The 25,774-nt window shown below is 73.6% G+C and carries 27 protein-coding genes and 1 pseudogene; 13 read left to right on the forward strand and 15 right to left on the reverse strand.

All coding sequences use genetic code 11. The features are described 5' to 3' along the window. Nucleotides 1–33: 33 nt before the first annotated feature. From ACIPPS_RS15155 to ACIPPS_RS15165, 3 genes are all read right to left on the reverse strand, one after another. Nucleotides 34–3,054: an AAA family ATPase gene (locus ACIPPS_RS15155; RefSeq protein ID WP_401431164.1), complete on the reverse strand. Its 3,021-nt coding sequence runs from the start codon at nt 3,052–3,054 to the stop codon at nt 34–36. Then, nucleotides 3,051–4,229 (reverse strand): exonuclease SbcCD subunit D, encoded by a 1,179-nt coding sequence (locus ACIPPS_RS15160; RefSeq protein ID WP_401431167.1) that lies wholly within the window; start codon nt 4,227–4,229, stop codon nt 3,051–3,053. Before ACIPPS_RS15160 ends, ACIPPS_RS15155 begins: the two co-directional genes overlap by 4 nt. A gap of 168 nt (nt 4,230–4,397) precedes the next feature. Continuing rightward, complete coding sequence (locus ACIPPS_RS15165) at nt 4,398–5,024, reverse strand: YigZ family protein (RefSeq protein WP_401431170.1); 627 nt, start codon at nt 5,022–5,024, stop codon at nt 4,398–4,400. Between the two features lie 124 nt (nt 5,025–5,148). Between ACIPPS_RS15165 and ACIPPS_RS15170 the strand changes: the two genes are divergently transcribed. After that, nucleotides 5,149–5,589, forward strand: a complete 441-nt coding sequence (locus tag ACIPPS_RS15170; protein ID WP_401431172.1) for a CoA-binding protein — start codon at nt 5,149–5,151, stop codon at nt 5,587–5,589. Between the two features lie 154 nt (nt 5,590–5,743). Here ACIPPS_RS15170 and ACIPPS_RS15175 read toward each other — a convergent pair whose 3' ends face one another. Together ACIPPS_RS15175 and ACIPPS_RS15180 are read right to left on the reverse strand one after the other, a co-directional pair. Then, nucleotides 5,744–6,301: a YbaK/EbsC family protein gene (locus ACIPPS_RS15175; protein WP_401431174.1), complete on the reverse strand. Its 558-nt coding sequence runs from the start codon at nt 6,299–6,301 to the stop codon at nt 5,744–5,746. Nucleotides 6,302–6,345: 44 nt separating this feature from the next. After that, nucleotides 6,346–6,918: a helix-turn-helix domain-containing protein gene (locus ACIPPS_RS15180; RefSeq protein WP_401431176.1), complete on the reverse strand. Its 573-nt coding sequence runs from the start codon at nt 6,916–6,918 to the stop codon at nt 6,346–6,348. A 116-nt stretch (nt 6,919–7,034) separates the two neighbouring features. Between ACIPPS_RS15180 and ACIPPS_RS15185 the strand changes: the two genes are divergently transcribed. Continuing rightward, the gene (locus ACIPPS_RS15185; protein WP_401431179.1) at nt 7,035–7,904 is read left to right on the forward strand and encodes an EamA family transporter; all 870 of its coding nucleotides are present in this window, start codon (nt 7,035–7,037) and stop codon (nt 7,902–7,904) included. A 214-nt stretch (nt 7,905–8,118) separates the two neighbouring features. Here the strand turns inward: ACIPPS_RS15185 and ACIPPS_RS15190 are convergent, their stop codons facing one another. Next, nucleotides 8,119–8,862, reverse strand: coding sequence for an acyltransferase (locus ACIPPS_RS15190; protein WP_401431181.1), 744 nt, complete (start codon nt 8,860–8,862; stop codon nt 8,119–8,121). Nucleotides 8,863–8,994: 132 nt separating this feature from the next. Between ACIPPS_RS15190 and ACIPPS_RS15195 the strand changes: the two genes are divergently transcribed. Then, entirely contained in the window at nt 8,995–9,522 is a 528-nt protein-coding gene (locus ACIPPS_RS15195; RefSeq protein WP_401431184.1) for a gamma carbonic anhydrase family protein, read from the forward strand. Nucleotides 9,523–9,698: 176 nt separating this feature from the next. Here ACIPPS_RS15195 and ACIPPS_RS15200 read toward each other — a convergent pair whose 3' ends face one another. Continuing rightward, the gene (locus tag ACIPPS_RS15200) at nt 9,699–10,376 is read right to left on the reverse strand and encodes a DedA family protein (protein ID WP_401431187.1); all 678 of its coding nucleotides are present in this window, start codon (nt 10,374–10,376) and stop codon (nt 9,699–9,701) included. 263 nt (nt 10,377–10,639) lie between these two features. Between ACIPPS_RS15200 and ACIPPS_RS15205 the strand changes: the two are divergent. Both ACIPPS_RS15205 and ACIPPS_RS15210 read left to right on the forward strand, forming a co-directional pair. Then, nucleotides 10,640–10,906, forward strand: a pseudogene (locus ACIPPS_RS15205) (hypothetical protein); the annotation flags it as partial. Between the two features lie 29 nt (nt 10,907–10,935). Next, nucleotides 10,936–11,058 (forward strand): hypothetical protein, encoded by a 123-nt coding sequence (locus ACIPPS_RS15210; RefSeq protein WP_401431463.1) that lies wholly within the window; start codon nt 10,936–10,938, stop codon nt 11,056–11,058. Nucleotides 11,059–11,205: 147 nt separating this feature from the next. On the opposite strand, the gene ACIPPS_RS15215 is transcribed toward ACIPPS_RS15210, so the two are convergent. Continuing rightward, the gene (locus tag ACIPPS_RS15215) at nt 11,206–11,667 is read right to left on the reverse strand and encodes a DUF4442 domain-containing protein (RefSeq protein ID WP_361597477.1); all 462 of its coding nucleotides are present in this window, start codon (nt 11,665–11,667) and stop codon (nt 11,206–11,208) included. Nucleotides 11,668–11,773: 106 nt separating this feature from the next. Here ACIPPS_RS15215 and ACIPPS_RS15220 point away from each other — a divergent pair, with 106 nt between their 5' ends. Further along, a complete protein-coding gene (locus ACIPPS_RS15220; RefSeq protein ID WP_401431190.1) occupies nt 11,774–12,871 on the forward strand; it encodes a hypothetical protein in 1,098 nt (365 codons plus the stop codon). Nucleotides 12,872–13,058: 187 nt separating this feature from the next. Here the strand turns inward: ACIPPS_RS15220 and ACIPPS_RS15225 are convergent, their stop codons facing one another. From ACIPPS_RS15225 to ACIPPS_RS15235, 3 genes are all read right to left on the reverse strand, one after another. Next, on the reverse strand, nt 13,059–13,850 hold the full coding sequence (locus tag ACIPPS_RS15225) for a spermidine synthase (protein WP_401431443.1): 792 nt from the start codon (nt 13,848–13,850) through the stop codon (nt 13,059–13,061). A gap of 254 nt (nt 13,851–14,104) precedes the next feature. Next, entirely contained in the window at nt 14,105–15,274 is a 1,170-nt protein-coding gene (gene tuf, locus ACIPPS_RS15230) for an elongation factor Tu (protein ID WP_401431193.1), read from the reverse strand. 312 nt (nt 15,275–15,586) lie between these two features. Then, nucleotides 15,587–16,291: a DNA alkylation repair protein gene (locus ACIPPS_RS15235; protein ID WP_401431196.1), complete on the reverse strand. Its 705-nt coding sequence runs from the start codon at nt 16,289–16,291 to the stop codon at nt 15,587–15,589. 113 nt (nt 16,292–16,404) lie between these two features. Here ACIPPS_RS15235 and ACIPPS_RS15240 point away from each other — a divergent pair, with 113 nt between their 5' ends. The 5 genes from ACIPPS_RS15240 (at nt 16,405) to lnt (ending at nt 21,093) form a co-directional block, all read left to right on the forward strand. Continuing rightward, nucleotides 16,405–17,187 carry a TVP38/TMEM64 family protein gene (locus ACIPPS_RS15240; protein WP_401431198.1) on the forward strand — a complete coding sequence of 261 codons (783 nt, stop codon included), beginning with the start codon at nt 16,405–16,407 and terminating at the stop codon, nt 17,185–17,187. A 365-nt stretch (nt 17,188–17,552) separates the two neighbouring features. Then, nucleotides 17,553–18,428, forward strand: coding sequence for an undecaprenyl-diphosphate phosphatase (locus tag ACIPPS_RS15245; RefSeq protein WP_401431201.1), 876 nt, complete (start codon nt 17,553–17,555; stop codon nt 18,426–18,428). Nucleotides 18,429–18,533: 105 nt separating this feature from the next. Beyond that, nucleotides 18,534–18,749 carry a hypothetical protein gene (locus ACIPPS_RS15250; RefSeq protein WP_401431203.1) on the forward strand — a complete coding sequence of 72 codons (216 nt, stop codon included), beginning with the start codon at nt 18,534–18,536 and terminating at the stop codon, nt 18,747–18,749. A 117-nt stretch (nt 18,750–18,866) separates the two neighbouring features. After that, on the forward strand, nt 18,867–19,304 hold the full coding sequence (locus ACIPPS_RS15255; RefSeq protein WP_401431206.1) for a nuclear transport factor 2 family protein: 438 nt from the start codon (nt 18,867–18,869) through the stop codon (nt 19,302–19,304). 79 nt (nt 19,305–19,383) lie between these two features. Next, nucleotides 19,384–21,093, forward strand: coding sequence for an apolipoprotein N-acyltransferase (gene lnt, locus ACIPPS_RS15260; protein ID WP_401431209.1), 1,710 nt, complete (start codon nt 19,384–19,386; stop codon nt 21,091–21,093). Here the strand turns inward: lnt and ACIPPS_RS15265 are convergent. Further along, nucleotides 21,017–21,922 carry a Gfo/Idh/MocA family protein gene (locus ACIPPS_RS15265; RefSeq protein ID WP_401431211.1) on the reverse strand — a complete coding sequence of 302 codons (906 nt, stop codon included), beginning with the start codon at nt 21,920–21,922 and terminating at the stop codon, nt 21,017–21,019. The genes lnt and ACIPPS_RS15265 overlap by 77 nt on opposite strands. A 62-nt stretch (nt 21,923–21,984) precedes the next feature. Beyond that, a complete protein-coding gene (locus tag ACIPPS_RS15270; RefSeq protein ID WP_401431214.1) occupies nt 21,985–23,172 on the reverse strand; it encodes an FAD-dependent monooxygenase in 1,188 nt (395 codons plus the stop codon). 99 nt (nt 23,173–23,271) lie between these two features. Here ACIPPS_RS15270 and ACIPPS_RS15275 point away from each other — a divergent pair, with 99 nt between their 5' ends. After that, nucleotides 23,272–23,874: a TetR/AcrR family transcriptional regulator gene (locus ACIPPS_RS15275; RefSeq protein ID WP_401431217.1), complete on the forward strand. Its 603-nt coding sequence runs from the start codon at nt 23,272–23,274 to the stop codon at nt 23,872–23,874. A gap of 45 nt (nt 23,875–23,919) precedes the next feature. Further along, nucleotides 23,920–24,462: a DinB family protein gene (locus tag ACIPPS_RS15280; protein ID WP_401431220.1), complete on the forward strand. Its 543-nt coding sequence runs from the start codon at nt 23,920–23,922 to the stop codon at nt 24,460–24,462. Between the two features lie 17 nt (nt 24,463–24,479). On the opposite strand, the gene ACIPPS_RS15285 is transcribed toward ACIPPS_RS15280, so the two are convergent. Continuing rightward, entirely contained in the window at nt 24,480–24,953 is a 474-nt protein-coding gene (locus ACIPPS_RS15285; RefSeq protein WP_401431222.1) for a hypothetical protein, read from the reverse strand. Nucleotides 24,954–25,074: 121 nt separating this feature from the next. Next, nucleotides 25,075–25,743, reverse strand: a complete 669-nt coding sequence (ung, locus tag ACIPPS_RS15290) for a uracil-DNA glycosylase (protein ID WP_401431445.1) — start codon at nt 25,741–25,743, stop codon at nt 25,075–25,077. Between the last annotated feature and the right edge of the window lie 31 nt (nt 25,744–25,774).

Below are 25,774 nucleotides of genomic sequence, written 5' to 3' on the forward strand. Positions count from 1 at the left end.
CGGCCAGGACCACGTGCCCCACGCCCCCGCGGCTCAGGTCCCGGCGGCGCCCGCTCCCGTACGGAGTCTCACGGCCGAGCCGTGCCGCTCCTTGACCACCTCCATCTGGGCCGGGATCCGCCGGCGCAGGTCGGCGACGTGGCTGACGATACCGACGCTGCGGTCCCGTTCGCGCAGGGAGTCGAGGACGTCCAGGACCTCGTCGAGCGTCTGGTCGTCGAGGCTGCCGAAGCCCTCGTCGATGAAGAGGGTGTCCAGCCGGACGCCACCGGCCTCGTCCGTGACCACGTCGGCGAGTCCGAGGGCGAGGGCCAGCGAGGCGAAGAAGGTCTCGCCTCCGGACAGCGTGGCGGTGTCCCGCTCGTTGCCCGTCCAGGCGTCCACGACGTGCAGGCCGAGACCGGCCCGCTTGCCTCCGGACCGGGCGTCGGAGTGGACGAGGGTGTAGCGGCCGGAGGACATCCGCTGGAGCCGGGCCGTGGCGGCGGCGGCGACCTGTTCGAGGCGGGCGGCCAGGACGTACGACTCCAGGCGCATCTTCCGCTCGTTCTCCGCGGAGGTGCCGGCGGTCAGTCCGGCGAGCCGGGCGACCCGGTCGTACTCCGCGCGCAGCGGTCCGAGGCGGCGGACCTCGGCGTCCGCCTGCCGGGAGAGCCGGGCCAGCTCCGTGCCGCGCTCGCGGACGGCGGCGAGGGCGGAGGTGGCGTCACGCAGGGCGCGTTCGGCGGCGGTGTACGCGGCTTCGGCGGCCTCCGGGTCGGCGGCCGGGCGTTCGGCGGCGGCCCGGGTCTCCGGCTCGGCGAGCCGGTCGGCGACGGCGGCGGCCTCCGCCTGCCAGGCGTCGAGGCGGTGCTGGAGCGTGCGGTGCTCGCCGTCCCGCAGGAGTGCGGCGGCGGCCTCGGCGGGCGTCTCGAATCCGGCCCGGAACGCGACGTCGGCGAGCCGGCCGTCGGCCTCCTTCAGGCGCTGCGCGGTGAGCTCCACGGTCCGTACGGTCGCGGCGGCGTCGATCAGGATGGCGATCTTCCGCTCGAGCCGCGAGGCCTGCTCGGCGACGCTCGCGGACTCGCCGCGTCCCCGGGCCACTTCGGCGTCCACGGCCGTCTGCTCCCGGTCGAGCGCCTCCCGCTGGGAGGTCCGCGCGGCGACGCGCCGCTCGGCGTCCCGCTGGGCGCCCACCCGGCTCTCGTACTCGCGCTCGGCCCGCGCGAGGGTCTCCCGCGCGCCGTGCGTCTGGGCGGCGAGGCCGTGCGCCTCGGCGTACTGATGCGCCAACTCCTCCGCCTCGGCGGCGAGTTCGCCGACCGTCGGCTCGGTCTCGGGGTCGGCGCCCGCCTGGACCTCCGCGCGGGCGGCCGCCCACGCCTCGGCGGTGGCGGCCGTGTCGCGCTCGGCCGCCGTACGGTCCTCCTCGGCGCGGGTGAAGGCGGCGTACGCGGCGTCCTCGGTGGCCAGGTCGACGTGGTCGGCGCCCGTGCGGGCGGGGTCGGGGTGGTCGGCGGAGCCGCAGACCTGACAGGGGTCGCCGGGGGTGAGGGCGGCGGCCAGCTCGGCGGCGATGCCCTGGAGGCGGCGCGCCTTGACGTCGAGCCAGCTCTCGTGGGCTTCGTTGCGGCGCTCGCGGGCGGCGGTCAGTCGGGACTCGGCGGTGGCCGTCCGCTCGGCGAGCGCGTCCCTGCGGCGCGCGGCGGCCAGCCGGCGACGGGCCGGTTCGAGGCGGCCCGCGAGGTGCTCGGCACGGGCGGCGGCCTCCTGGGCCGCTTCGATCCGAGCCGCCAGTTCGCCCCTGCGGGACTCCCAGCCGCTGAGCCAGCCGCTCGTGTCCTGGAGTATGTCCTCGTCCGCCCGGGCCTGCCGCGCCAACTCGGCGCGCTCGCGCGCGATCTCGGCGCCTCGCCGCTCCGCGCGGCGCGCGGACTCCAGCCCGCCCAGCTCCCCGGTCAGCCGCCGCTCCAGGGCGGACAGCTGCTCCGCGCCGGCGTCGGCCAGCTCGGCGGGCAGCCGCCCTCGGCTCTGCTCCCGGGCCGTCCGGGCCGCCGCGTGGTCGCGCTCGGCGTCGGCGCGCAGGCCGAGGGCCGGGGCCACCAGGTCGGCCTTGCGCGAGCGGTCGAGCACGGCCTGCGCGCGGTCCCGCTCGGGCCTGCCGGCCTCCAGCGCCTCCTGTCGGCGCCGGGTCTCCGCGAACCGCGCCTGGCGGGCCGCCAGCTCCCGTTCCGCGTCGAGGATCCGACGCGCCGCGGCCTGCCGGGACTCGGCCGCCGAGACCGCCGCGCCGGCGATGTCGACGGCCTCGCGCGTCTCGGAGCGGGCGACGGCGGCCTGGGTGAGGACGGCCTGCGCGAGTCCCGGTTCACCCGGCCGCTCGTCGACGACCGCGCCACCGGTGACCTGGGCCGTCCGGTGGGCGAGGGCGAGCAGCCGCTCGTCCCCCGCCCGTACCTGCTGCTCGGCGGCGCGCCGCAGATCGGCGAGGCGTTCCTCGACGGCGGCGAACCGGCGGGTGTCGAAGAGCCGCCCGAGCAGCTTGCCGCGCGCCTCCGCGTCCGCCCGCAGGAAACGCGCGAAGTCGCCCTGCGGCAGGAGGACGACCTGGCAGAACTGCTCCCGGCTCATGCCGAGGAGCTGGGTGATCTCCTCGCCTATCTCCTGGTGGGAGCGGCTCAGCACGGACCACTGGCCCGTGCCGGAGTCGTACTCCCGGAGCCGGCTCTGGGCCTTCTCCGTGGTGAAGCCGCCGCCCCGCTTCTTCGGGCGTGGCTGCGCGGGGAGTCGGGTGATCTCCAACCGCCGCTCCCCCACCGTCAGTTCGAGCGTGACCTCGGTCTGCCTGCCGGCCGGCGCGTGGTCGCTGCGGAGCGAGGTCCCGGGCGACTGGCGGGCGCCGGGCACGGCTCCGTACAGGGCGTAGCAGACGGCGTCGAGGACGGAGGTCTTGCCCGCGCCGGTGGGGCCGTGCAGCAGGAAGAGGCCCGCGGTGGAGAGCGCGTCGAAGTCGATCTGCTGGGTGGTGCCGAAGGGGCCGAAGGCGGTGACGGAGAGGCGGTGCAGTCTCACCGGGCGCCCACCTCGCGCTCCGTGGCGGCCCCGTCGACCCGGACGTCGTCGAAGGCGCCGTACAGCACGGTCCGTTCGGTCTCGTCGGGTCCGGCGCCGCCGCGCACGTGGGCGACGAAGTCCTCCGCGATCTGCTGGTCGGTGCGGTCGCGGAGCCGCCGCGCGTACGAGGCGGAGGGGTCGCTCTCGGTGCGCTCGGGCTCGAAGACCAGGTTCAGGACGTGCGGGAAACGCTCGGCGAGCCGGGCCATGGGCTCGGCGGGCCGCGCCGCGTCGGTGAGCGTCGCCTCGACCCAGGACTCCTCGTGCCGTACGAGGGCGGGGTCGGCCAGCAGGTCCTCGAGCCGGCCGCGGATCCGGGCCAGGGGCCGGGGCACGGGGCAGTCGACCCGCTCGGCCGCCTCGACCCCGCCGTCGGCTCCGAGGTCGATCAGCCACATGGTCTTGCGGTGGTGGACCTCGGAGAAGGAGTACGCGAGGGGCGAGCCGGAGTAGCGGACGCGCGGGGTGACGGTCTGGCTGCCGTGCAGGTGACCGAGGGCCGTGTAGTCGACGCCGTCGAAGACCCCGGCGGGCACGGCGGCGACACCGCCGACGGTGATGTCCCGCTCGCTGTCGCTCGGTTCGCCGCCGGCGACGAAGGCGTGCGCGAGGACGACCGAGCGGGTGCCGACGGGACGGGTGGCGAGGTCGGCGCGGACCCGGTCCATGGCGGCGGAGAGCACCGCCTGGTGTCCGCCTCGCGCGGCGCCCAACCGCTCGCGCACGAGGGCCGGTTCCAGATACGGCAGTCCGTACAGGGCGACCTCGCCGTGCGCGTCGGCGAGGACGACGGGCGAGCCGATGCCGGCCGGGTCCGTCCGGAGGTGGATGCCGGCCCGCTCGATGAGCCCGGCGCCGACGCCGAGGCGGCGGGCCGAGTCGTGGTTGCCGGAGATCATGACCGTCGGCACTCCGGCGTCGGCGAGCCGGTGCAGGGCGGTGTCGAAGAGCTCGACGGCGGCGAGCGGCGGCACGGCACGGTCGTAGACATCCCCGGCGACCAGGACCGCGTCCACGTCACGCGCGCGCACCGTGGCCACGAGGTGGTCCAGGAACGCGGCCTGGGCGTCGAGGAGACTCACCCGGTGGAACGACCGCCCCAGGTGCCAGTCCGACGTGTGCAGGAATCTCATGATCCAGGAGCGTATCGGTGGGGTCGGACAACGGGCACGGGTTCGGAGAATCGGGCGACCTCGGGGAGGGGGGACGACGCGGGGGCGGCGCGGACGGCCGGAGCCGCAGGGCTCGCCGCCGCAGGCACCACATGAATCGACGAGACGCCGATCTCGCCGACCGACCGCTCACCCATCGCCGTACGCCTCGCCGCCGAGCTCCAGGCTCGCGCTGCCGGCCGTGGCGTCCGCGAGCCAGGCCCGGAAGGCCTCCACGTCCGCGTCCGGAAGGCCGATCTCGATGGCGACGGCCTCGCCGTACCGCACGTCGCGTACGTTCCCGCCGGTCGCCCGCAGGTCGTTCTCCAGCTTGCCCGCGCGCTGGTGGTCGACGGTGACCGTGGCGAGGCGGTAGCGCTGCCGGGTGAGGGTGCCGAGCGCGTCCAGGGTCTCGCCGACCACACCGCCGTACGCCCGGATCAGCCCGCCCGCGCCGAGCTTCACGCCGCCGTAGTAACGGGTGACGACGGCGGCGACGTACCGCACCTCGCGCCGCATCAGCATCTGGAGCATCGGGGCACCGGCCGTGCCGCCGGGCTCGCCGTCGTCGCTCGCCTTCTGGACCGAGGCGTCGGCGCCGACGACGTACGCGAAGCAGTTGTGGCTGGCCGTCGGGTGCTCCCTGCGGACGCGCGCGACGAAGTCCTGGGCCTCCTGCTCGGTGGCCACCGGCGCGAGCGCGCAGATGAAGCGCGAGCGGTTGATCTCGGTCTCGTGCACACCCTCGCGGGCGAGCGTGCGGTACTGCTCCTGCATCCCGCCACCCTATGCGCCCGGCACGGCGCCCCCGTCCCGGGAGGGCACCCGGGACCTCCCCACACCGGGAATCACCGGTGGTCGCGGCTCGTTGTGCACAGCGACGAGCCACAGGAGGCAGCAGATGAGCGTCGAGACGTCCACCACCGAGTCGGACACGGTCAAGAAGATCCTGACCGCCACGGGCGACACCTGGGCGGTCGTGGGCCTGTCGTCGAACCGCTCACGCGCGGCCTACGGCGTCGCCGCGGTGCTCCAGCGCTACGGCAAGCGGGTCGTGCCCGTGCATCCGAAGGCGGAGACGGTGCACGGGGAGCAGGGATACGCGTCGCTCGCCGAGATCCCGTTCCCGGTCGACGTGGTCGACGTGTTCGTCAACAGCGAACTCGCCGGGCAGGTCGCCGACGAGGCCGTGGCCGTCGGGGCCGAGGCGGTGTGGTTCCAGCTCGGCGTGATCGACGAGGACGCCTACGCGCGGACCCGGGAGGCGGGGCTGGACATGGTGATGGACCGTTGCCCCGCCATCGAGATCCCGCTGCTCGACCCCCGGCCCGACCTCGGCTGACGGCGGGGCTCACGCCCCTGACGGCGGGCTCACGCCAGTGACGGCGGGGGTCACGCCCCTGACGGCGGGCTCACGCCAGTGACGGCGGGCTCACGTCCCTGACGGCGGGCTCACGCCAGTGACGGCGGAGGTCACGCCCCACCGACGGCGCGGCTCACGCCACGCCCAGGTCCTCCAGGACGACGGCGCCGGGCAGTTCCGCGAAGGCCTTGCCGGGGACGATCAGCTTGCCCCGGCGGCGGCCGCTGCCGACGAGGACCCACGCGGTGTCGACGACGGTCGCGTCCACGAGGAGGGGCCAGCTCGCCGGGAGGCCGACCGGGGTGATCCCGCCGTACTCCATGCCGCTCTCGCCGGTCGCCGTGTCCATGTCCGCGAACCGTGCCTTGCGCGCGCCCAGGTGCCGGCGGACCACTCCGTTGACGTCGACGCGGGTGGCCGAGCGGACCACGCAGGCGGCCAGAGTCGTCTCCTCGCCGCGCTTCCCGGCGACGATCACGCAGTTCGCCGACGCGTCGAGGAGGTCACGGCCGTGGTGCTCGACGAAGGCGGCCGTGTCGGCGATCTCCGGGTCGGTGTCGACGTACAGCAGCTGCTCCGCCGGGACCGTCCCCCGCCAGGCTCGGACGGCCGCGGCGACCGGCTCCGTGAGCCGGTCCAGGCACTCGGGGGCGGGAACGGCGTTGTCGAAGTCTCCGAGGGGTGCGCGCATGCCGGCCACGCTAACAACAGTCGGCGGGGACGGCGTCGGGCGTCTCAGCGTGCGGGCGGGATGGAGACGGCCATGGTCATCTCGACCTGCTCCGTGCCGTCGTTGCGGTACGCGTGCGGCACGTTGGCCTCGAAGACGGCGGAGGTACCGGCCGGGATGCGGTGCTCCTCGCCCTCCACGACGAGGGTGAGCTCACCGGCCGTGACGTGCAGCAGCTCCGTCGTGCCGTCGGGGTGCGGGTCGGACGCGCTGCCGTCGCCGGGCATCAGCGTCCAGGACCAGAGCTCCAGCGGGCCGCGCGCCTCCGTGCCCGCGAGCAGCGTGGTGTGGCTGCCCGTGGAGGTGGACCACATGCGGACGGCCTGGTCGGGCGGGACGAGGCGGACCTGCGGACCCTGCTCGTAGTCGAGGAGGGTGGTGATCGAGACGCCGAGCGCGTCCGCGAGCTTCACGGTCGTACCGACGCTGGGGTTCGTCCGGGCCTGCTCGATCTGGATGATCATGCCGCGACTGACGCCGGCCCGTACGGCGAGCGCGTCCAGCGTGAAGCCACGTTCCTTGCGCCACCGCTTCAGGTTCCGCGCGAGCGACTGCGTGAGCTGATCGAGGTCCGACACATTCCGTCCAATATTTTGGATGACATAGTCCAACAAGCTGAACTACGGTGGGGTCTACCGCGGTGCACCAGCTGTCCACCGCACTGTACTGCGAGACCGCCCCCCTGCGAGGACCCATGACTGCGCTGTTCGCCCTGGCCACCGCCCTGCTCTGGGGCCTGGCCGACTTCGGCGGCGGGCTCCTCACCCGGCGGATGCCCGCCCTCACGGTGGTCGTCGCCTCGCAGACCGTCGCGGTGGTCGTCCTCGGCGCCCTCGTGGTCGCCACCGGCGGCTGGACCGAGGCCGGCCCCCAGCTCTGGTACGCCGTCGCGGCGGGCGTCGTCGGTCCGGTCGCGATGCTCTGCTTCTACAAGGCCCTGGCGCTCGGCCCGATGGGCGTCGTCTCCCCCCTCGGCTCGCTCGGTGTCGTCGTGCCCGTCTCGGTGGGACTGCTCATCGGCGACCGCCCGGGGCTGCTCCAGTTCGCGGGCATCGGTGTCGCGATCGTCGGCGTCCTCCTCGCCGGCGGACCGGAACTGCGGGGCGCGCCCGTGCAGCGTCAGGCCGTGCTCCTCACCCTCGTCGCGGCCTTCGGCTTCGGCTCGGTCATGGCGCTGATCGCCGAGGCGTCCTCGACGCTGACGGGCCTCTTCCTCGCCCTGTTCGTCCAGCGGGTGACCAACGTGGCGGTGGGCGGCGGCGCGCTGTACGTCTCGGTGAAGCGCGGCGGGCGGGCCCTGCCGGAGGGCGGCGCCGGGATGAGGGTCGTGTGGGCCGCCCTCCCCGCCCTCGCCTTCGTCGGCCTCGCGGACGTCGCCGCCAACGGTACGTACTCCCTCGCGGCGCAGAACGGCCCGGTGACCGTGGCGGCCGTCCTCGCCAACCTCTACCCGGTCATCACGGCGCTCGCCGCGCGCGGGGTGCTGAAGGAACGGTTGCGCGCCGTCCAGGCGGCGGGCGCGAGCCTGGCCCTGGTCGGCACGGTGCTTCTCGCGACGGGCTGAGGAGCCGAGGGGCTGAGGAGCTGACCGCTGGTTACCGGGACGGCCTGACTGACGGGCTGACGGGCTGACGGGCTGACGGGCTGACCGCTGGTTACCTGGACGGCCGGACTGTTGGGCTGACGGGCTGACCGCTCGTTACCTGGACGGCCGGGCCGACCGCCGGTTGCCGGACGGCCGACGGGACGGCCGGCCGCGCGGAGGCGTGGCTCGCGGCTCAGCTCTCCGTGAGGTCCAGCTGCGCGAGCCCGGCCAGCTGCTCGGGCGTCAGGTCGTCGGGGATCGGCACGGGCGCAGGGGTCCGCAGCGGCGGCTGCCAGCCGCGCTCCGGGTCCCAGCTGCGGACGACCTTCGCCGGGGCACCGGCCACCACCGAGTGGTCGGGCACCTCACCCCGTACGACCGCGCCCGCCGCGACCACCACGTTGCGGCCGAGTCGGGCTCCCGGCAGGATCACCGCTCCCGTGCCCAGCCAGCAGCCCCTGCCGATCTCGACCGGCTCGGAGCGCGGCCACTGCCGGCCGACCGGCTCGTCGGGGTCGTCGTAACTGTGGTTGGTCGAGGTGATGTAGACGTACGGACCGCAGTACGTGTCCGAGCCGATGGTCACCCGGGTGTCGGCGATGACGTGGCTGCCGCGCCCCAGTACGACGCCGTCGCCCAGGGTCAGAACCGTCGCCGGGCCGAGGTCGAGCCCGGGCAGCATGCCCGCGGTGAGCGTGACCTGCTCGGCGATGATGCAGTGCTCGCCGATCTCGATCCACTGCTCACCGAAGACCGTGCCCTGCGGGAACGCGAGCCGGGTGCCCGCGCCGAGGCGCCGGAAGCGCAGCCGCCCCGGACTCTCGGCGGTCACCGCGCCGGTCTCCTGCACCCAGCGCCACCCGCCCTGGACGGCCCGGGCGAGAACGCGGCGCCGCCAGGCGGTGAGGGAGGAGAACGTGTTTCTGTTCCTGGGCACGCGGACACCGTAGTCGTCGCCGTCGTACCTGATCAGGGGGGTGCCCTGTGATGTCCGTCATGGGGCTGCGGCTACATTGCCCGGCAGGGCGTGACGCAGTCTTCAGAGATCACGAGCGATCAGGAGCGAACGATGACCGAGGCGTTGATCAAGGGCGTGGGCGGCAAGGAGCCCCAGGTGGATCCGACCGCCTTCACCGCGCCGACCTCCGTGGTGCTCGGTGACGTCACGCTGGGCGCCCGCGCCAGTGTCTGGTACCACGCGGTGCTCCGCGCGGACTGCGGTCCCGTCGTCGTCGGCGAGGACTCGAACATCCAGGACAACTGCACCGTCCACGTCGACCCCGGCTTCCCGGTCACCATCGGCGACCGGGTGACGGTCGGCCACAACGCGACCGTGCACGGCTGCACCATCGAGGACGACGTCCTGGTCGGCATGGGCGCCACCGTCCTCAACGGGGCCCGGGTGGGCGCCGGCTCGCTCATCGCCGCGCAGGCGCTCGTCCCGCAGGGGATGGAGATCCCGCCGGGTTCGCTGGTCGCAGGCGTCCCCGCCAAGGTGCGGCGCCCGCTGACGGAGGAGGAGCAGGCGGGTATCCGCCTCAACGCGGAGATGTACCTCCACCTGGCCAAGGGCCACGCGGAGGCGTTCGAGAACTGAGGCGGGACCCCGGACACTCGGGTCGGGAAGCTCGGGCCCGCCACGAGCCCGAGGACGGACAGCGACAGGCGCGGCGGCCGTTCACGGCCGTCGCGCCTTTTCGTTCCTCGGCGAGTCCTGGCGAGTCCCCGGCCGGTCTCCGGCGAGTCCCCGGCGGAGTCCCGGCGAGCAGAGGGTCAGTCGCCCACCGACACCGGCGTCGGATCAACAGTCGGCCCCGCCTGCGGCTCCGCCTTCGTCCCGGCCTGCGCCGCCGCCTTCTTCGCGCGGTTCTTCAGGATCAGCATCGACGTGACGCCGATCAGGACCGCCAGCACCAGACCCAGCCACGAGAACCGCTTGAGCCACGCCTCGGCCACGACGCCCACCGAGTAGATGACGGCCGTCGTACCGCCCGCCCAGAGGATGCCGCCGAAGACATTGGCGATGAGGAACTTCCAGTACGGCATGCGCAGCACGCCCGCGAGCGGTCCGGCGAAGATCCGCAGCAGGGCGACGAAGCGGCCGAAGAAGACGGCCCACATGCCCCACTTCTCGAAGGAGCGCTCCGCCAGCGCGATGTTCGCCTCGCTGAAGTGCTTGGGGAACTTCCTGCCCAGCCAGGCGAGCAACGGACGCCCGCCCTTGCGGCCGATCGCGTAACCGATCGAGTCCCCGATGATCGCCCCGGCGGTGGCGCAGGCACCGAGGACGTACGGATCGATGTCGCCGTGCTGGGAGGCGAGCAGGGCCGAGCTGACGAGGACGATCTCGCCGGGCAACGGGATTCCCAGGCTTTCGAGCCCGATCACCACTCCCACCAGCGCGTAGATCGCCACCGCGGGGATCGTCTCCAGCCACTCCTGGACGTGCAACGCGGATCCTCCCGTGTCGTGGCGCACGCCGCGTCGCGCGCGCCGAGGCAGCCTACCTGGTCGCGGCCGACCGGCCCGCCGCCACCGGAGGGCCCGCCGTCGCCGCCCGAGGGCGTTTCCGTCCCTGCCCGAGGGCGTGCCGGTCGCCGCCCCCGCGCACGTAAATGGCTGGTCCGTCGCGGGCGGAGCGCGCTACGCTCCGCCGCGATGACGACTCACACCGTTCAGTGTTGGGGGGTCCCGTCCGCGCAAGGTGAGTGCTGATGACCACTCCCCCCGCGTACGAGGATTCCCACCCTCCCTTCCTCTCCTTCTGGTCCTTCTGGCTGCGCGTCCGCGAGTTCGCCGTGCCGCCCTCCATGATCAGGACAGCGACCGCTCGTCGCCTCGACGGGGACTGGACCGGGGCGTGTGCCGCCGCGCGCGTCGATGTCGATGTCGACCTGCGGGCCGCGGCGCGGGCCCGTGGCCCGGAACTCGCCGGCCGGATCCGCCGGGATCTCCGCCGTCTCGCCCCCGACCCGCTGCGTGGCCCGGCGCGCCACCGCGGTGCCGGACGGTGGTGGGCCTCTTCCCGCGCACGAGGCGTCCTCGGCCGCACGACGAGGACGACGAGAACAACCCCGACTACGCCCCGGACTCGCCGCCCGACTGGGCGCGCGTGGTCGTCATCGGCGCCTGAACGCCGACCGCCGGCACGAGGGCCGAGACGGTCGTCCCGCACGACGCCGAGGTCCGACGGAGGGGGCCCTCTCCGGGAGCCGACGTCCGGCGGAGGGGCCTTCGTGGGCGCCGTACCGTCCGGCGGAAGACCCCCCGCCCCCACTCCCTACTTGCCCTGGCCGTTCGGCCGCAGGGTCCAGACGACGGTCATCTCGCCCGTCACCGCGCCGTCCTCTCGCGTGATCGCGATGTGCACGGGGAACTCCGGGCGCTCGCCCGCGTCCAGTTCGGCGACGACCTCGGCGGCCGGGCGGCCCAGGGTCGCGGTGGCGGTGACGACGCCCATGGCCAGCTTCTTGTAGCCGATCTCGGCCGTGACCGCGAGAGGCACCGCGCGGTTCAGCTGGTCGCCGAAGGCGGCCAGGACGATCGCGCCGCTGGCCGACTCGGCCAGCGTGAACATGGCTCCGGCGTGCGGGCCGCCGACGTGGTTGTGGTAGTCGGCCTGGTCCGGCAGGCGCACGACGGCCCGCTCGGAAGTGGTCTCCAGGAACTCGAGGTTGAGGGTCCTGGCCATGGGAACCGTCGCGGCGAGCATCTCGCCGACGGACATCTGGTCTGCGCTCATGCGGCGATGTTACCCACGAGTAGTACGGATGGCCATCCCCACCGTCCCCCGTCCGCACGGGGGCGGACGTAGCAGCGTTCCCGCCACACCTCTATGGTTACTGGCCATGTGGCCAGGACAGCAGCCGCCCGGGGGCGAGCAGAACCCGCAGGACCAGAGTCAGAACCCCTACCAGCAGTCGGGGTACCAGCAGCCGAACCCCTACCAACAGCCCGGCTATCAGCAGCAGCCCGGGTACCCGCAGCAGCAGCCGGCCCAGCCGCCCACGCAGCCGGGCTACCCGCAGCAGCCCGCGCAGCCCGGCTACCCGCAGCCCAACCCGTACCAGCAGCCGACCATGCCGCAGTACGCGGTGCCGGGAGCGCCGCAGGGCGGGCCGGGTGGACCGGGCGACGGCAAGAAGAAGCAGACGACCCTGGTCGCGATCGTCGCCGCGACCGCCGTGGTCGTCGCGGCAGGTGTCACCGGTTTCCTCGTCCTCGGCAAGGACGACGACAAGAACACGAAGGCGGGCGACGACCCGAAGGCCTCCACGTCCAGCTCGGCGCCCGGCCCCGCGCCCGTGTCGCCCTCCATCGACAACCCGCGCGACGACGCCGACCTGCAGCCGACCATCCCGGGCTGGAAGGTCGTCCACAACCCGAAGTACGGCACGCTGTTCGACGTACCGCCGGACTGGGAGCTCCTGAAGCCCGGCAGCGTCACCTTCTTCGAGGACGAGAAGAAGGGTGACGGCTCCCCTGTCGTCACGATGTCGGCTCCGGTGCGCTACAAGAGCAAGTGGTGCACGTTCGACACGAACAAGGACGGCTCCCAGGAGAGCTGGGGCCTGAGCAGCGCCGGCACCAAGGGCGGTCAGGGCGCCAAGAACACCGACGAGGCGGCGTACAACGAGGCCGGCAACTGGGTGTGGGCGGGCTACGCCCAGCACATGCCCAAGGGCACCATCAAGATCACCAAGGCCGTCCCGTACACCACGACGTCCGGCCTGACCGGCAGCGTCTCGACGGCCACCGCACCGGGGATCAAGAAGCGGAACAAGTGCGAGTCGGACGGCAAGTCCCTCGCGTTCTCCTTCAAGAACGCCAAGGGCGACTTCTCGTCGTTCGTGCTCTACGGGGCCGACGGGGTCAAGGACGAGCTCGCGGACGCCACGATCCAGAAGATCCTCGCGACCGTACGGCTCGCCCCGCCCTCCGCCTGACGGAGGCGCCCGAGCCCTCGGAGTGACGTGGCCTGGCGGCGGTGGCGCGTGGAGCGCCGCCGTCGCCGTCGGCCGGGCCGCGCCGTCCCCGGCGCCATGCCGCCCGGGCCCCGTCCCCCGAGACGGTCACCCGTCACCCGAGACCGTCACCTGTCACCTGTCACCTGTCACCTGTCACCTGAGACCGTCACCCGACGCTGAACGCCCCGTCCGGCGGTACGGGAGACGGCACCGCGTCCGCGTCGGCCACCGGTCGGGCCTCGCCCGTGAAGCGTGTGAGGCTCGCGCCGTACTCCACGCGCGCGGGGAAGGGGTCGGCCGCCGTGCGCCGGGCCAGCCGGGCCGTGTCGATGTCCTCGTCGGAGGCGACGAGGACGGCGTTGCCGAAGCGGCGGCCGCGCAGCACGGCAGGTTCGGCGATCAGCGCCAGCTCGGGGAAGACGGCCGCGAAGGTGGCCAGTTGCGAGCGGAGGAAGGCGAAGGGCGCGCCGTCGGCGAGGTTGGCGGCGTAGATCCCGCCCGGCCGCAGCACCCGCCGGGCCTCGCGGGCGTACTCCACGGACGTCAGGTGCGCGGGGACCCGTGATCCGCCGAAGACGTCGGCGACGAGCACGTTCACCGACGCCGTGGGGGCCTGCTCCAGCCAGGCCCGCGCGTCCGCCCCGTGCACGGTCACTCCGGAGCCCTCGGGCAGCGGAAGGTGCGTACCGACCAGGTCGAGGAGACCCCGGTCGGCCTCCACGACGTCCTGACGGGAGCCGGGGCGGGTGGCGGTGACGTAGCGGGGCAGGGTGAGGGCCCCGCCGCCGAGGTGCAGGACGGCGAGGGCGGCGCCGTCCTCGGCCGCGCCGTCGAGGACGTGGGCGAGCCGGCGCGCGTACTCGAATTCGAGGTGCGTGGGCTCGTCCAGGTCGACGTACGACTGGGGCGCGCCGTCGACGGTCAGCAGCCAGGCCCGGTCCCGGTCGATGTCCGGCATGAGCCGGGCGGTGCCGCCGTCGACGTCACGGACGACGGGGATCCGCTCGTCGACCTCGTCCCCGCCCTCGCCGCCGGCTTCCACGCCCGCGTGCCCGCCCGCGCTGTCCTCGTTCACCCCCTCATTGTGCCCGCCCGTCGCCCACCGCCTCCGGTCGGGCGGCGGGCCCACGCCCCGGCAGGCGTCGGAGGGCCCGCATTCCGCGGGGTGCGGAATGCGGGCCTCCGACGCGGGAGGCGCTCAGGGCTCAGGGCTCAGTCCACGGTCGTGACCGTGCCGGCGCCGACCGTGCGCCCGCCCTCACGGATCGCGAAGCCGAGACCGGCCTCCAACGGGACGTCACGGCCCAGTTCGACGGTCATGGTGACCGTGTCGCCGGGGCGCGCGATCGCCGCCTCACCGAGGTCGACGTCGCCGACGACGTCCGCCGTGCGGATGTAGAACTGCGGCCGGTAGCCCGTGGCGACGGGGGTGGTGCGCCCGCCCTCCGCGCCCGACAGGACGTACACCTGGGCGGTGAACCGCCGGCTCGGCACGACGCTGCCGGGCGCCGCCACCACGTGCCCGCGGCGGACCGCGTCGCGCGCGACACCGCGCAGCAGCAGCGCCACGTTGTCGCCCGCCTCGGCGGACTCCATGGGCTTGCCGAAGGTCTCGACACCGGTCACGACCGTCTCGGTGTCCGCGCCCAGGACCTCGACCCGGTCGCCGACGCGGACCGTGCCGCGCTCGACCGCGCCCGTCACGACCGTGCCGCGCCCGGTGATGGTGAGCACGTTCTCGACGGACATCAGGAACGGCGCGTCCACGTAGCGCACCGGCATCGGTACGTACGTGTCCACGGCGTCGAGGAGCGCCTCGATCGCCCCGGACCACCGGGCGTCCCCCTCAAGGGCCTTGAGTCCGGACACCCGGACGACGGGCACGCTGTCGCCGGCGTAGCCGTGCGCGGTCAGCAACTCCCGGACCTCCAGCTCGACCAGGTCGGTCAGCTCGTCGTCCCCCGCGTCGGCCTTGTTCAGCGCGACGACGATGTGGTCGACACCGACCTGGCGGGCGAGGAGCACGTGCTCGGCGGTCTGCGGCATGATCCCGTCGAGCGCGGAGACGACGAGGATCGCCCCGTCCAGTTGGGCGGCGCCGGTGACCATGTTCTTGACGTAGTCGGCGTGGCCCGGCATGTCCACGTGGGCGTAGTGGCGGGTGTCGGTCTCGTACTCGACGTGCGCGATGTTGATGGTGATGCCGCGCTGGGCCTCCTCGGGCGCGCGGTCGATGCGGTCGAACGGCACGAAGGTGCCGGTCCCGCGCTCGCTGAGGACCTTGGTGATGGCGGCGGTGAGGGTGGTCTTGCCGTGGTCGACGTGGCCCATGGTGCCGATGTTCAGGTGTGGCTTGGTGCGCACGTATGCCGTCTTGGGCATGGTTCGCTCGTTCCTTGAGCTCGAAGCGTGTGAGGGGACCCCGGGGCCGGACCGACCCTCCCCCTGCGGGGTCCGCCGGACGATCCGGGGAGGGTCAGCTTCGGGCGCCGTCGACTGCGGCAGCGGCTGCGACTGCGGCAGCGGCTGCGACTGCGACTGCGACTGCGACCGCGAGGAACGTGGAATCGACAACGGCAGCCTTCGGCGCGGCCGCGACTGCGGGCCGTGCTGCGAGGAAGGCGTACCGGGACATGTCCACGATCCTTGCCGAGCGGACGGCCGACGTCGAACGGTTTTCTCCCGAGGAGGAGTTCAGAGGTTCTTGAGCGCCTCGCGCACGGAGAGCGGGGCCAGCCGGGCGCGGTGGTGTGCGACGAAGGCGCGTACCTCGCCGGGGTCCGTCTTGGCGTACTCGCGCAGCGCCCAGCCGATGGCCTTGCGGAGGAAGAAGTCGGTGTCCCCGGCTCGGCGCAGGCAGTAGGCGAACAGCCGCTCGGTGTCGGTGGCGTCCTTGAAGCGGAGCTGGTGCAGCAGGGCCGTGCGCGCGAGCCACAGGTCGTCGTCGATCCACTCGTCCATGCGCGCGGCGAGCGCCGGATCGGCGGCGACGAGCCCGCCGACGACGTGGGCGGCGAGGTGGTCGACGGTGTCCCACCAGGACTCGGTGGTCACCAGATGGCGGGCGACGGGCAGGAAGCCGGACGAGCAGCTCCGGACGTGACGGCGCAGGTAGTCGACGGCGAAGTAGTGGTACTCGCGCTCGGGGAGGGCGAAGCAGCGCAGGGCGACGGCCGTGCAGTCGTCCTCGTCGGGGCGCGGGGTGCCGTCCAGGACCGTACGGGACAGGGCGCGGCGCTCGGGGGTGCGGATGCCGAGGAAGGGGGCGACGCCTTTCATGTACGCGACCATCTCCTGGGCCCGGAACGGGTCACCGGCGGCGGGGTACAGCTCGGTCAGACGCCCCAGCACGGTGTCGGCGAGGGGGCTGGCGGGGACGGCGGGCGACGCGGACGGCATACGGCTCACGGTACGGCGGCTCACGGTCCGAGGGCTCGCCGTTCCTGTGATGGCAGTACGGCGGATGACGGACATTACGGCGATCACACGGGTAGTTCGGTTAGTCTCCCCGGATGCTCGACCCCGTCACCCGGCCGCCGGGCTCCCTCGCGCTCCGCTGCTCCCGGGCTCTGCTGTCGCCCTGGTCGCGCCTGTCCCTGCTCGCCGTGCTGCTGCTCGCCGCGGCGACGGTCGTCCTGCTCTACGAGCCACAGCGGCTGCTCTCGGAGGGCTGGCCGGCCCAGACCGGCGGCGCGGGGGCGGTGATCCTGTTCGGACTGGCGTACGGGGTGTGCACGGCGGCCTTCGTACCCCGGCCGATCCTGAACCTGGCCGCCGGCGCGCTCTTCGGCACGCAGGCGGGGCTGGTGGCCGCGCTGGCCGGGACGGTCCTGGGCGCCGGTATCGCGTTCACGCTCGGGCGGCTGCTCGGGCAGGACGCGCTGCGCCCGCTGCTGCGGGGGCGCTGGCTGACGGCGGCGGACGGGCAGCTGAGCCGGCACGGGTTCCGGTCGGTGCTGGCGATCCGGCTCTTCCCGGGGGTGCCGTTCGCGGCGGCCAACTACTGCGCGGCGGTCTCCCGCATGGGGTACACGCCGTTCCTGCTGGCCACGGGGCTGGGGTCGATCCCGAACACGGCGGCGTACGTGGTGGCGGGCAGCGAGGCGGGCTCGCCGACCTCGCCCGCGTTCCTGATCTCGATGGGCTTCATCGTCGTCTCCGGCCTCGGGGCGGCGGCCGTGGCCTGGCGCAAGCGTCACGGCCTCCGGGCCCGCGCGGCGGCCGTACGGGCCTCGGCCGCCGACCCGGCGCCCATGCGCCCCCTGGAGACCACCGGAGCCCGGGACCCCCGCTAGGGCGTGTTTCGAAAGTAGCGTCGTCCGCCCGGAGGGCGGGGCCGGGGGCGTCTGGTGCGTGCGATCGCAAGGCGGAGGGAGGAGAGCGCAGCGGGCTGCGCCGACGACTGACAACGCGGCGTGGGGGCCCCTCCCGTGCCCGAAGGGCTACGGGGGAGTGCGTGCCAGGCGTCCCCGGTCAGACGGGACTTTCGAAACACGCCCTAGGGCGGACGGCGGGGCCCGTCGCGCCGGGGACCCGAGACCTGGGATCGGGGCCTTCATCTGAGGACGGTACGCTGCGCAACGACCGGCGGTTGATCTCCGATCCGAGACGCGACCGCCTTTTCTGACGGCACGAGCACATTCGGGACGGCCCTAGCCCCATGAGTTGGTTCGAATCATTCATCCTCGGACTCGTCCAGGGGCTGACGGAGTTCCTTCCCATCTCCTCCAGCGCGCACCTCCGCCTCACCGCCGCCTTCGCCGGCTGGGAGGACCCCGGCGCGGCCTTCACCGCGATCACCCAGATCGGCACGGAGACCGCCGTACTGATCTACTTCCGCAAGGACATCGCGCGGATCGTCTCCGCCTGGTTCCGCTCGCTGCGTGACAAGTCGATGCGGAGCGACCACGACGCCCAGATGGGCTGGCTGGTGATCGTCGGCTCGATCCCGATCGGCGTCCTCGGCGTGACGCTGAAGGACCACATCGAGGGTCCCTTCCGCGACCTGCGGCTGATCGCCACCACGCTGATCGTGATGGGCATCGTCCTCGGCGTCGCCGACCGCCTCGCCGCCCGTGACGAGGCCGGCGGACGGCACCGTGTCGTCCGCGAGCGCAAGACGCTCAAGGACCTCGGCGTGAAGGACGGCCTGATCTTCGGCGTCTGCCAGGCGATGGCCCTGATCCCGGGCGTCTCCCGCTCGGGTGCGACGATCTCCGGCGGTCTGCTGATGGGGTACACCCGCGAGGCGGCGGCCCGGTACTCGTTCCTGCTCGCCATCCCGGCCGTGCTGGCCTCGGGCGTCTTCGAACTGAAGGACGCGACCGAGGGCGGCCACGTCTCCTGGGGTCCGACGGTCTTCGCGACGATCATCGCGTTCGTCGTCGGCTACGCCGTCATCGCATGGTTCATGAAGTTCATCACCACCAAGAGCTTCATGCCGTTCGTGATCTACCGGATCGCGCTCGGCATCCTGCTCTTCATCCTGGTCGGCACGGACGTCCTCAGCCCCCACGCGGGCGAGTCCGCGGGCTGACCCCCGTACCGCCGTGCCCGCTCCGTCCGTACCGCCCGTACCGTCCGTGACCCTGGTGCCGCCCGCCGCCGGGCGATCTTCGGGTGCGCGCCGCACCCTGGAACCATGGCCTGGCAAGCACCCATCATCGTGCACCGCCCGTCCCCCGGCGGCGGGCGGCGCGTCACCGTCCGCGGACAGATCGTGGGCCTGGCGCACAACGACACCGACCTGGTCGAGTTCCTGCGTCGAGCGGGCCTCGAAGACGCCGACATGATCCTCGACGACCCCCACCTGGTGGAATGGCGCGGCGGCCGCCCCCACCGCTGGGAAGCGGCCTAGGGGCCTGATCCACAGGACGCCCCCTGCCCCTCCCGGGCGCGGAGAAGTATGACCGGGATCCGACCATGCCCACCCACGGCTCTTGGCGCCCGCCTCCCGCTGCCGGAGACTGAGGCGATGACGCAGCGCGTGGATCTCGCGACCGTGATGGACCGGCTGGCCATCGACGACCTCGTCACCGGGTACGCGGTGGCCGTGGACGACTCCGACTGGGCGGGCTACCGGGCGCTGTTCACCCGCGACGGCCGCGCCGACTACCGAGGTTCCGGTGGTGTCGAGGGGCCGGTGGGCGAGATCGCCGACTGGCTCGCCGAGACGATGCGGCTCTTCCCGGTGCGCCAGCACCTCATCGTGAACCGGCGGGTCCGGATCCAGGACCTCGGGGGCTACCCGGGCGACAGCGCGGACGTGCGCGCCGACTACGTCAACCCGATGCGGTTCGAGTCGGGCGAGGACTTCGTCTGTGGTGGCCGCTACGCGTTCTCCCTGCTCCGCACGGACGCCGGCTGGCGGCTGCGCTCCGTGGTCGTCGAGGAGAAGTGGCGCCGCCTGTAGCTCACGTACCGTCGTGGCGGGCACGGCCGCGGGCCGTCGTACGGCGCACACTGGAGGCGACACCGGGAGGCGACGCGGCATGCGGAATCCGTTCGGCCGTCGTGGTGGTCGCGGTGCCGACGCCGCCCGCACCGCCGCGACGACGCCCCGGCGCGCCGCCGGCTCCCCCGCGCACCCGGCCGCACCCGCCTCCGCGCCCTCCCCCGCGCGCCCCACCGCCCCCACGCTCCAGCGTGCCGTCCGCGCGGTGGGCGCGGTGCTGTGTGGTGCGCTGCCCGCGCTCGCGTTCCCCGCACCCGGCCTCTGGTGGTTCGCCTACCTCGCGCTCGTCCCCTGGCTGCTGCTCCTGCGCACCGCGCCCACCGCGCGCCGGGCGGGCCTGGAGGGCTGGCTGGGCGGCGTCGGGTTCATGCTGGCCGTGCACCAGTGGTTGATGCCGAGCCTGCACGTCTTCATCCTCGTGGTCGCCGCGCTGCTCGGGCTGTTGTGGCTGCCGTGGGGCTGGCTGGTGCGGGCGATGCTCGGCGACGACCGGTCCGCAGCGCGCGCCGCGGCCGCGATGCTGGTCGTCCCCTCGGGCTGGCTGATCATCGAACTCGTGCGCTCCTGGGAGGGCTTGGGCGGGCCCTGGGGCCTCCTCGGCGCCAGTCAGTGGCAGGTGGGCCCGGCGCTGCGGCTCGCCTCCGTGGGTGGCGTCTGGCTGGTGTCCCTGCTCGTGGTGGCCGTCAACACCGCGGTGGCCCTCCTTGTGGTGTCGGCGACCGCCGTACGGCTCACGGCGCTGGTCGGCCTCGTGGTGTGCGCCCTCGTGGTGGCCACGGTCTGGTGGGGTGTCGGCCCGCCCCGCGAGCAGGGCACGGCACGGATCGCCGTCGTCCAGCCGGGGGTCCACGACGGATCGGGAGGCGCGGAGCGGAGGTTCGCCCGTGGCGAGGAGCTCACCCGGGAGCTCGCGGGCCGGGACGTCGACCTCGTCGTGTGGGGTGAGAGCAGCGTCGGCTCCGACCTGTCCGCCCGTCCCGACCTCGCGCAGCGGCTGACCGCCCTGTCCCGGGCCGTGGACGCGCCGATCCTCGTCAATGTGGACGCCCGCCGTTCCGACCGGCCGGGCATCTTCAAGAGCAGTGTCCTGATCGGCGCGGACGGACCGACCGGCGACCGGTACGACAAGATGCGGCTGGTGCCGTTCGGCGAGTACATCCCCGCGCGTCCGGTCCTCGGCTGGGTGACCTCGTTCGGCAAGGCCGCGAACGAGGACCGGCGGCGCGGTACGGAGCCGGTGGTGATGACCGTGCCCGCCGAGGGTGGTCGTCCCGCGCTGCGGATCGGTCCGCTGGTCTGCTTCGAGTCCGCGTTCCCCGACATGAGCCGGCGCCTCGTCCGCGACGGCGCCGCCCTGCTCGTCGCCCAGTCGGCGACCTCGACCTTCCAGGACAGCTGGGCGCCCGCGCAGCACGCCTCGCTGGGGGCGCTGCGCGCGGCGGAGACCGGCCGCCCGATGGTGCACGCGACGCTGACCGGCATCAGTACCGCGTACGGCCCCGACGGGCGCCGGATCGGCCGGCCGCTGGGCACCGACCGGAGCGCCGCCGCGGTGTACGACGTACCGCTCTCGAAGACGTCGACGGGTTATGTCCGGTACGGCGACTGGCCCTTGTACCTGGCCCTGACCGCGCTGGCCGCGCTCTGCGCGGCCGAGGGCATGGGCGCGCTCAGGAGGCCTGAGTCAGAGCTTCGCGCACCACGCGCTCGCACAGCTCGTGGGTCCGCAGGGCGTCGCGGGCGCTGAGCGTCCGACCCTCCCGTACGGCGTCGAGGAAGGCGAGGACCGCCTGCTCGATGCCGCGCTGGCGGGCCACGGGCACCCAGTCCCCGCGCCGGCGGACCGTCGGCTGGCCCTTGTGGTCCACGATGTCCGCCAGGTTGAGGACCTGACGCTTGGTGTCCTGGCCGGAGACCTCCAGGATCTCCTCGGTGGAGCCGTTCATCCGGTTCATCATGCCGATGGCGGTGAATCCGTCGCCGGAGAGCTGGAGCACCACGTGGTGCAGGAGCCCGCCGCGGATCCGGGCCCGTACGTCGGTGTGTTCGACCTCCCCGGGCAGCAGGAAGCGCAGGGTGTCGACGACGTGGATGAAGTCGTCCAGGACCAGGGTGCGCGGGTCCTCGGGCAGTCCGACGCGGTTCTTCTGCAGGAGGATCAGCTCGCGCGGGTGGTCCAGGCACTGGGCGTAGCCGGGGGCGAGCCTGCGGTTGAAGCCGACGGCCAGGCTCACCCCGCGCGCCTCGGCGAGCTCCACGAGCCGCTCGGAGTCGGCGTATTCGTACGCCAGCGGCTTGTCGACGTACGTCGGTACGCCGGCCTGGAGGAGCCGGGTGGTGATCTCCGGGTGCACACCGGTCGGCGCGTGCACGAAGGCGGCGTCGAGGCCTGCGGAGAGCAGCGAGTCGAGGTCGGTGTGGCGCTGGGGCGACGGCACGCGGTGGGCCTCGGCGACCCGGTCGAGGGTCGCCTGCGTCCGGGTCTGGAGGTGGAGTTCGACCCCGGGGAGAGCGGCCAGGACGGGGAGGTATGCCTTCTGCGCGATGTCGCCGAGTCCGATGCAGCCGACCTTCACGGGTTCTCCCTCTACGCGTGACGAAGTGTCCGCGACGGCGTCCGACGTGCCGTTCGCGCCGGTCAGCTTACGCGGGGGCGCTTCTCGGCGAGCGGCGGCCGCCAGTCGGCGATGCCGTCGAAGCCGCGCAGCACGAGGCCGGGCCCGAAGCGCGAGACGGCCGTGATGAGGGCGTCGCGCACGGCGACGGCGGGCCGGGCGGAGACCAGCGTGAGCCTGCCGGTGCGGGCGGCCTTGCGGACGATGGCGGTGGTGCGCGGCAGCCGGTCGGCGGTGTACGCGGCGAGGGCGCGGCTCGGTGGGAGGTCCGGGCGGGCGTGGTGGGCGAGGACGACGGCGTCCTCGATGGCCTGGTTGCCGCCCTGGCCAAGGGTGGGCTGCATGGCGTGGGCGGCGTCGCCGAGCAGGGCGACGCGGCCGTGGTGGAAGGCGGGCAGGGGGTCGGGCAGATGGTGGACGTCGTGGCGCAGGACGGCGTCGGGGGCGACGGCGGCGAGGATCTCGGGGACCGGGTGGTGCCAGTCGCCGAAGAGCCGGTGGAGTTCGGCCCGCTCGTCGTCGGGCGCGTGGGCGCCTTCGGGGGCGGCGGCCATGGCGTAGGCGTAGATCCGGCCGTCCTTGAGGGGCTGGGTGCCCCAGAGGCGGCCGCGGCCCCAGGTCTCGTGCGGGGCGAACGGCCGGTCGGGGGCGGGGACGACGACGCGCCAGGTGGTGAAGCCGGAGTAGCGGAGTCCCGGGTGGCCGGGGAAGAGGGCGCCCCGGACGGCCGAGTGGATGCCGTCGGCCCCGACGACCAGCTCGGCCTCGACGTCCCCGTCCGGCGTCCGGACGACGGCGGGCCGTGCGTCGTCGCCGGGGTCGGCGACGGTCGCCGGCGCCCCGGTCCGTACGACGCCGTCGGGCAGGGCGGCGGTGAGGATCTCGACGAGCGTGGCGCGGTGCAGCAGGACGAGCGGCCCGCCGAAGCGGTCGGCGGCGGCCTGCGCGCTCGTACGGGCGAGCCAGCGGCCGTCGGGCGCGCGCATCCCGCCGTCGCCCTGCCAGGCGGAGAGAGCGCGGACCCGGTCACCGAGGCCGATGACGTCCAGGGCGCGCTGGGCGTTGGGGGCGAGGCCGATGCCGGCCCCGACCGGGGTGAGCGCGGCGGCGCGCTCCAGGACGGTGACGTCCCAGCCGCTCCGGTGCAGGGCGACGGCGGCGGTGAGCCCGCCGATGCCGGCTCCGATCACGACGGCACGGTGCTGTTCCATGGCTTCTCCCTCGACCACGAGCCCTCGACAACTACAGATGTAGTGTCGTGTCGATGACGTTACTACAGCTGTAGTCCCTTGGATAGATAGATTGTCCCCATGACCGCCCGCACCCCCGCGCCCACGCCCCTCACCCGCCCCACCCGCATCGGCGACGCCGCGCTCGAGCTGCTCGTCGAGCGGGGCATGCGCGGCCTGACCCACCGCGCGGTGGACGAGCGGGCGGGGCTGCCGCAGGGATCGACGTCCAACCACGCCCGCACCCGTCAGGCGCTGCTCGAAACGGCGGTCCGCAGACAGGTCGAGCTGGAGTCACGGGTGCTCACCCCGCACGAGATGCCGGGGCCCGACGGCGGATCCGACGCGCTGGTGGACGCCCTGTCGCTGGCCCTCCACCGGTACCTCACCGACCATCGGGCGCTGCTCGTCTCGCGCTACGAACTCGCCCTGGAGGCCACCCGCCGCCCCGAACTCCGCACCTTCTTCGACGAGGCGGGCTCAGCGACGTTCCACGGGCCGCTGATCGCGATGATGGCGGAGGCCGGCTCAGCGGCCCCCGAGCGGCACGCCCTCTCCCTGATCGCCTGGTGCGAGGGGCTGATGTTCTCCTGCGCGGCGGGCTCCTTCCACTCGTCCGTGCCCAGCCGGGAGGAACTGCGCACCGGATTCCAGGAGTTGCTGCGCGGGATGCTCGGCGGGTGAACGCGGCGCCGAATCCACTGGCGCCCGCCCCGACCATGGGCGACGATGCCCGGCATGACCTCCGTCGATGACAGCGCGCGTACCGAACCGTCCACCCTCGCCGGCGAGCGGGAGATGCTCGAAGGCTGGCTGGACTACCACCGGCAGACCCTCGCCCTGAAGTGCCGGGGCCTCGATCAGGCGCAGCTGAGCACGGCCTCCGCGCCGCCCTCGAACCTCACCCTGCTCGGCCTGGTCCGGCACATGGCCGACGTCGAGCGCGGCTGGTTCCGGCGGATCATGGCGGGCGAGCGGGCCGAGCGGATCTACAGCACCCCGGAGGACACCGACCGCGCCTTCCGGGTCACCGACGCGGACTCCCCCGGCGAGACCTGGGAGGAGACCCACGCGGTCTGGCAGCGGGAGATCGAGGCGGCGCGCGCCGTCGCGGCGGCCCACGGGCTCGACGAGGTGGGCGTGGGCAAGCACCCGAGCGGCGAGGTGTTCAACCTGCGGTGGATCTACACCCACATGATCGAGGAGTACGCGCGCCACAACGGCCACGCGGATCTGCTGCGCGAACGCATCGACGGGGCGACGGGCGACTGACGCGACGCCCCCGGCGGTCACCTCGACCGGAGTCGTACCTCCAGGCGCGCGATCGCGGCCCGGACGCCGTTGCCGTAGCCGTCGTCGTCCAGGGAGTCCGAGGCCACGCGGGCCCGGTCCAGGTGGATCCGGGCCGCGTCGGGCTGCTGGAGCTTCAGGTAGTCGGCGGCCAGGTTGAGGTGGAGCGAGGGGTACAGGGCCCGGAGGGCGAGGGACGAGTCGTGCGCGGTCAGCCGCTCCTCGTTCAGCTCCTCGGCCGCCAGCAGGGCCCGCAGGTCCCAGGCCAGCTCGACGTCCGGGTCGTCCTGCGCGTCGGCCATGTAGTGCGCGAGCGTGCAGCGGTGCAGGGGGTCGCCGTCCGGGCCGATCTGGAGCCACAGCTCGCCGAACCGGTTGCGCGCCTCCTCCCGGTCCCCGCCGTGGAGCAGCATCGTCGCCTGCCCGATCCGGGTCATGACGCCGTCGTCCGACACCTGCTGCTGCTCGGTCACTGCGGCCTCCACGCGCTCGCCGTCCGGGGGCTCCGACGCTAACCGCCGGGGCCCGTGATCCGGCACAGGCTCGGGTGGCGGCCCGCGCCTGTCAGCCGCGCGGGCTCACGGCCTCGGCGGCTCAGCCGAGGTTCGGGACGCGCCAGTCGACGGGCTCGTGGCCCTGGGCGGCGATCGCCGCGTCGATCTGCGTGAAGGGGCGGGATCCGAAGAACTTCTTCGCCGACAGCGGCGAGGGGTGCGCGCCCTTCACCACGGCGTGCCGTTCCTCGTCGATCAGCGGGAGCTTCTTCTGCGCGTAGTTCCCCCAGAGCACGAAGACCGCCGGGTCCGGCCGCGAGGCCACCGCGCCGATCACCGCGTCCGTGAACTTCTCCCAGCCCTGGTTCTTGTGCGAGTTCGCCTCGCCGGCCCGGACGGTGAGGACCGCGTTGAGCAGCAGCACGCCCTGCTCGGCCCACGGCATCAGATAGCCGTTGTCCGGCACGGGGTGGCCGAGCTCCTCCTGCATCTCCTTGTAGATGTTGCGCAGGGAGGGCGGGGTCCTGACGCCCGGCCGCACGGAGAAGCAGAGGCCGTGCCCCTGCCCCTCCCCGTGGTACGGGTCCTGACCGAGGATCAGGACCTTCACCTTGTCGTACGGCGTCGCCGCCAGCGCGGCGAAGACCTCCTCGCGCGGCGGGTAGACCGGCCCCTTGACCCGCTCCTCCTCGACGAACTCGGTGAGCTGCTTGAAGTACGGCTTCTGCAGCTCGTCCCCGAGGACGCCGCGCCAGGACTCGGGCAGCATGTCGGTGTCGGTCACGTCAACAACCTCCGGT

It is taken from the genome of Streptomyces sp. NPDC090127, assembly GCF_044746945.1.
GTDB lineage: Bacteria > Actinomycetota > Actinomycetes > Streptomycetales > Streptomycetaceae > Streptomyces.

Bases quoted from the DNA above. Each gene is read 5' to 3' on its own strand.
- ACIPPS_RS15160 (WP_401431167.1), bottom strand. From the start codon at position 4,229: ATGAGATTCCTGCACACGTCGGACTGGCACCTGGGGCGGTCGTTCCAC.
- ACIPPS_RS15165 (WP_401431170.1), bottom strand. From the start codon at position 5,024: ATGCAGGAGCAGTACCGCACGCTCGCCCGCGAGGGTGTGCACGAGACC.
- ACIPPS_RS15170 (WP_401431172.1), top strand. From the start codon at position 5,149: ATGAGCGTCGAGACGTCCACCACCGAGTCGGACACGGTCAAGAAGATC.
- ACIPPS_RS15175 (WP_401431174.1), bottom strand. From the start codon at position 6,301: ATGCGCGCACCCCTCGGAGACTTCGACAACGCCGTTCCCGCCCCCGAG.
- ACIPPS_RS15185 (WP_401431179.1), top strand. From the start codon at position 7,035: ATGACTGCGCTGTTCGCCCTGGCCACCGCCCTGCTCTGGGGCCTGGCC.
- ACIPPS_RS15195 (WP_401431184.1), top strand. From the start codon at position 8,995: ATGACCGAGGCGTTGATCAAGGGCGTGGGCGGCAAGGAGCCCCAGGTG.
- ACIPPS_RS15215 (WP_361597477.1), bottom strand. From the start codon at position 11,667: ATGAGCGCAGACCAGATGTCCGTCGGCGAGATGCTCGCCGCGACGGTT.
- ACIPPS_RS15220 (WP_401431190.1), top strand. From the start codon at position 11,774: ATGTGGCCAGGACAGCAGCCGCCCGGGGGCGAGCAGAACCCGCAGGAC.
- ACIPPS_RS15225 (WP_401431443.1), bottom strand. From the start codon at position 13,850: ATGCCGGACATCGACCGGGACCGGGCCTGGCTGCTGACCGTCGACGGC.
- tuf (WP_401431193.1), bottom strand. From the start codon at position 15,274: ATGCCCAAGACGGCATACGTGCGCACCAAGCCACACCTGAACATCGGC.
- ACIPPS_RS15235 (WP_401431196.1), bottom strand. From the start codon at position 16,291: ATGCCGTCCGCGTCGCCCGCCGTCCCCGCCAGCCCCCTCGCCGACACC.
- ACIPPS_RS15240 (WP_401431198.1), top strand. From the start codon at position 16,405: ATGCTCGACCCCGTCACCCGGCCGCCGGGCTCCCTCGCGCTCCGCTGC.
- ACIPPS_RS15245 (WP_401431201.1), top strand. From the start codon at position 17,553: ATGAGTTGGTTCGAATCATTCATCCTCGGACTCGTCCAGGGGCTGACG.
- ACIPPS_RS15250 (WP_401431203.1), top strand. From the start codon at position 18,534: ATGGCCTGGCAAGCACCCATCATCGTGCACCGCCCGTCCCCCGGCGGC.
- ACIPPS_RS15255 (WP_401431206.1), top strand. From the start codon at position 18,867: ATGACGCAGCGCGTGGATCTCGCGACCGTGATGGACCGGCTGGCCATC.
- lnt (WP_401431209.1), top strand. From the start codon at position 19,384: ATGCGGAATCCGTTCGGCCGTCGTGGTGGTCGCGGTGCCGACGCCGCC.
- ACIPPS_RS15270 (WP_401431214.1), bottom strand. From the start codon at position 23,172: ATGGAACAGCACCGTGCCGTCGTGATCGGAGCCGGCATCGGCGGGCTC.
- ACIPPS_RS15275 (WP_401431217.1), top strand. From the start codon at position 23,272: ATGACCGCCCGCACCCCCGCGCCCACGCCCCTCACCCGCCCCACCCGC.
- ACIPPS_RS15280 (WP_401431220.1), top strand. From the start codon at position 23,920: ATGCCCGGCATGACCTCCGTCGATGACAGCGCGCGTACCGAACCGTCC.
- ung (WP_401431445.1), bottom strand. From the start codon at position 25,743: ATGCTGCCCGAGTCCTGGCGCGGCGTCCTCGGGGACGAGCTGCAGAAG.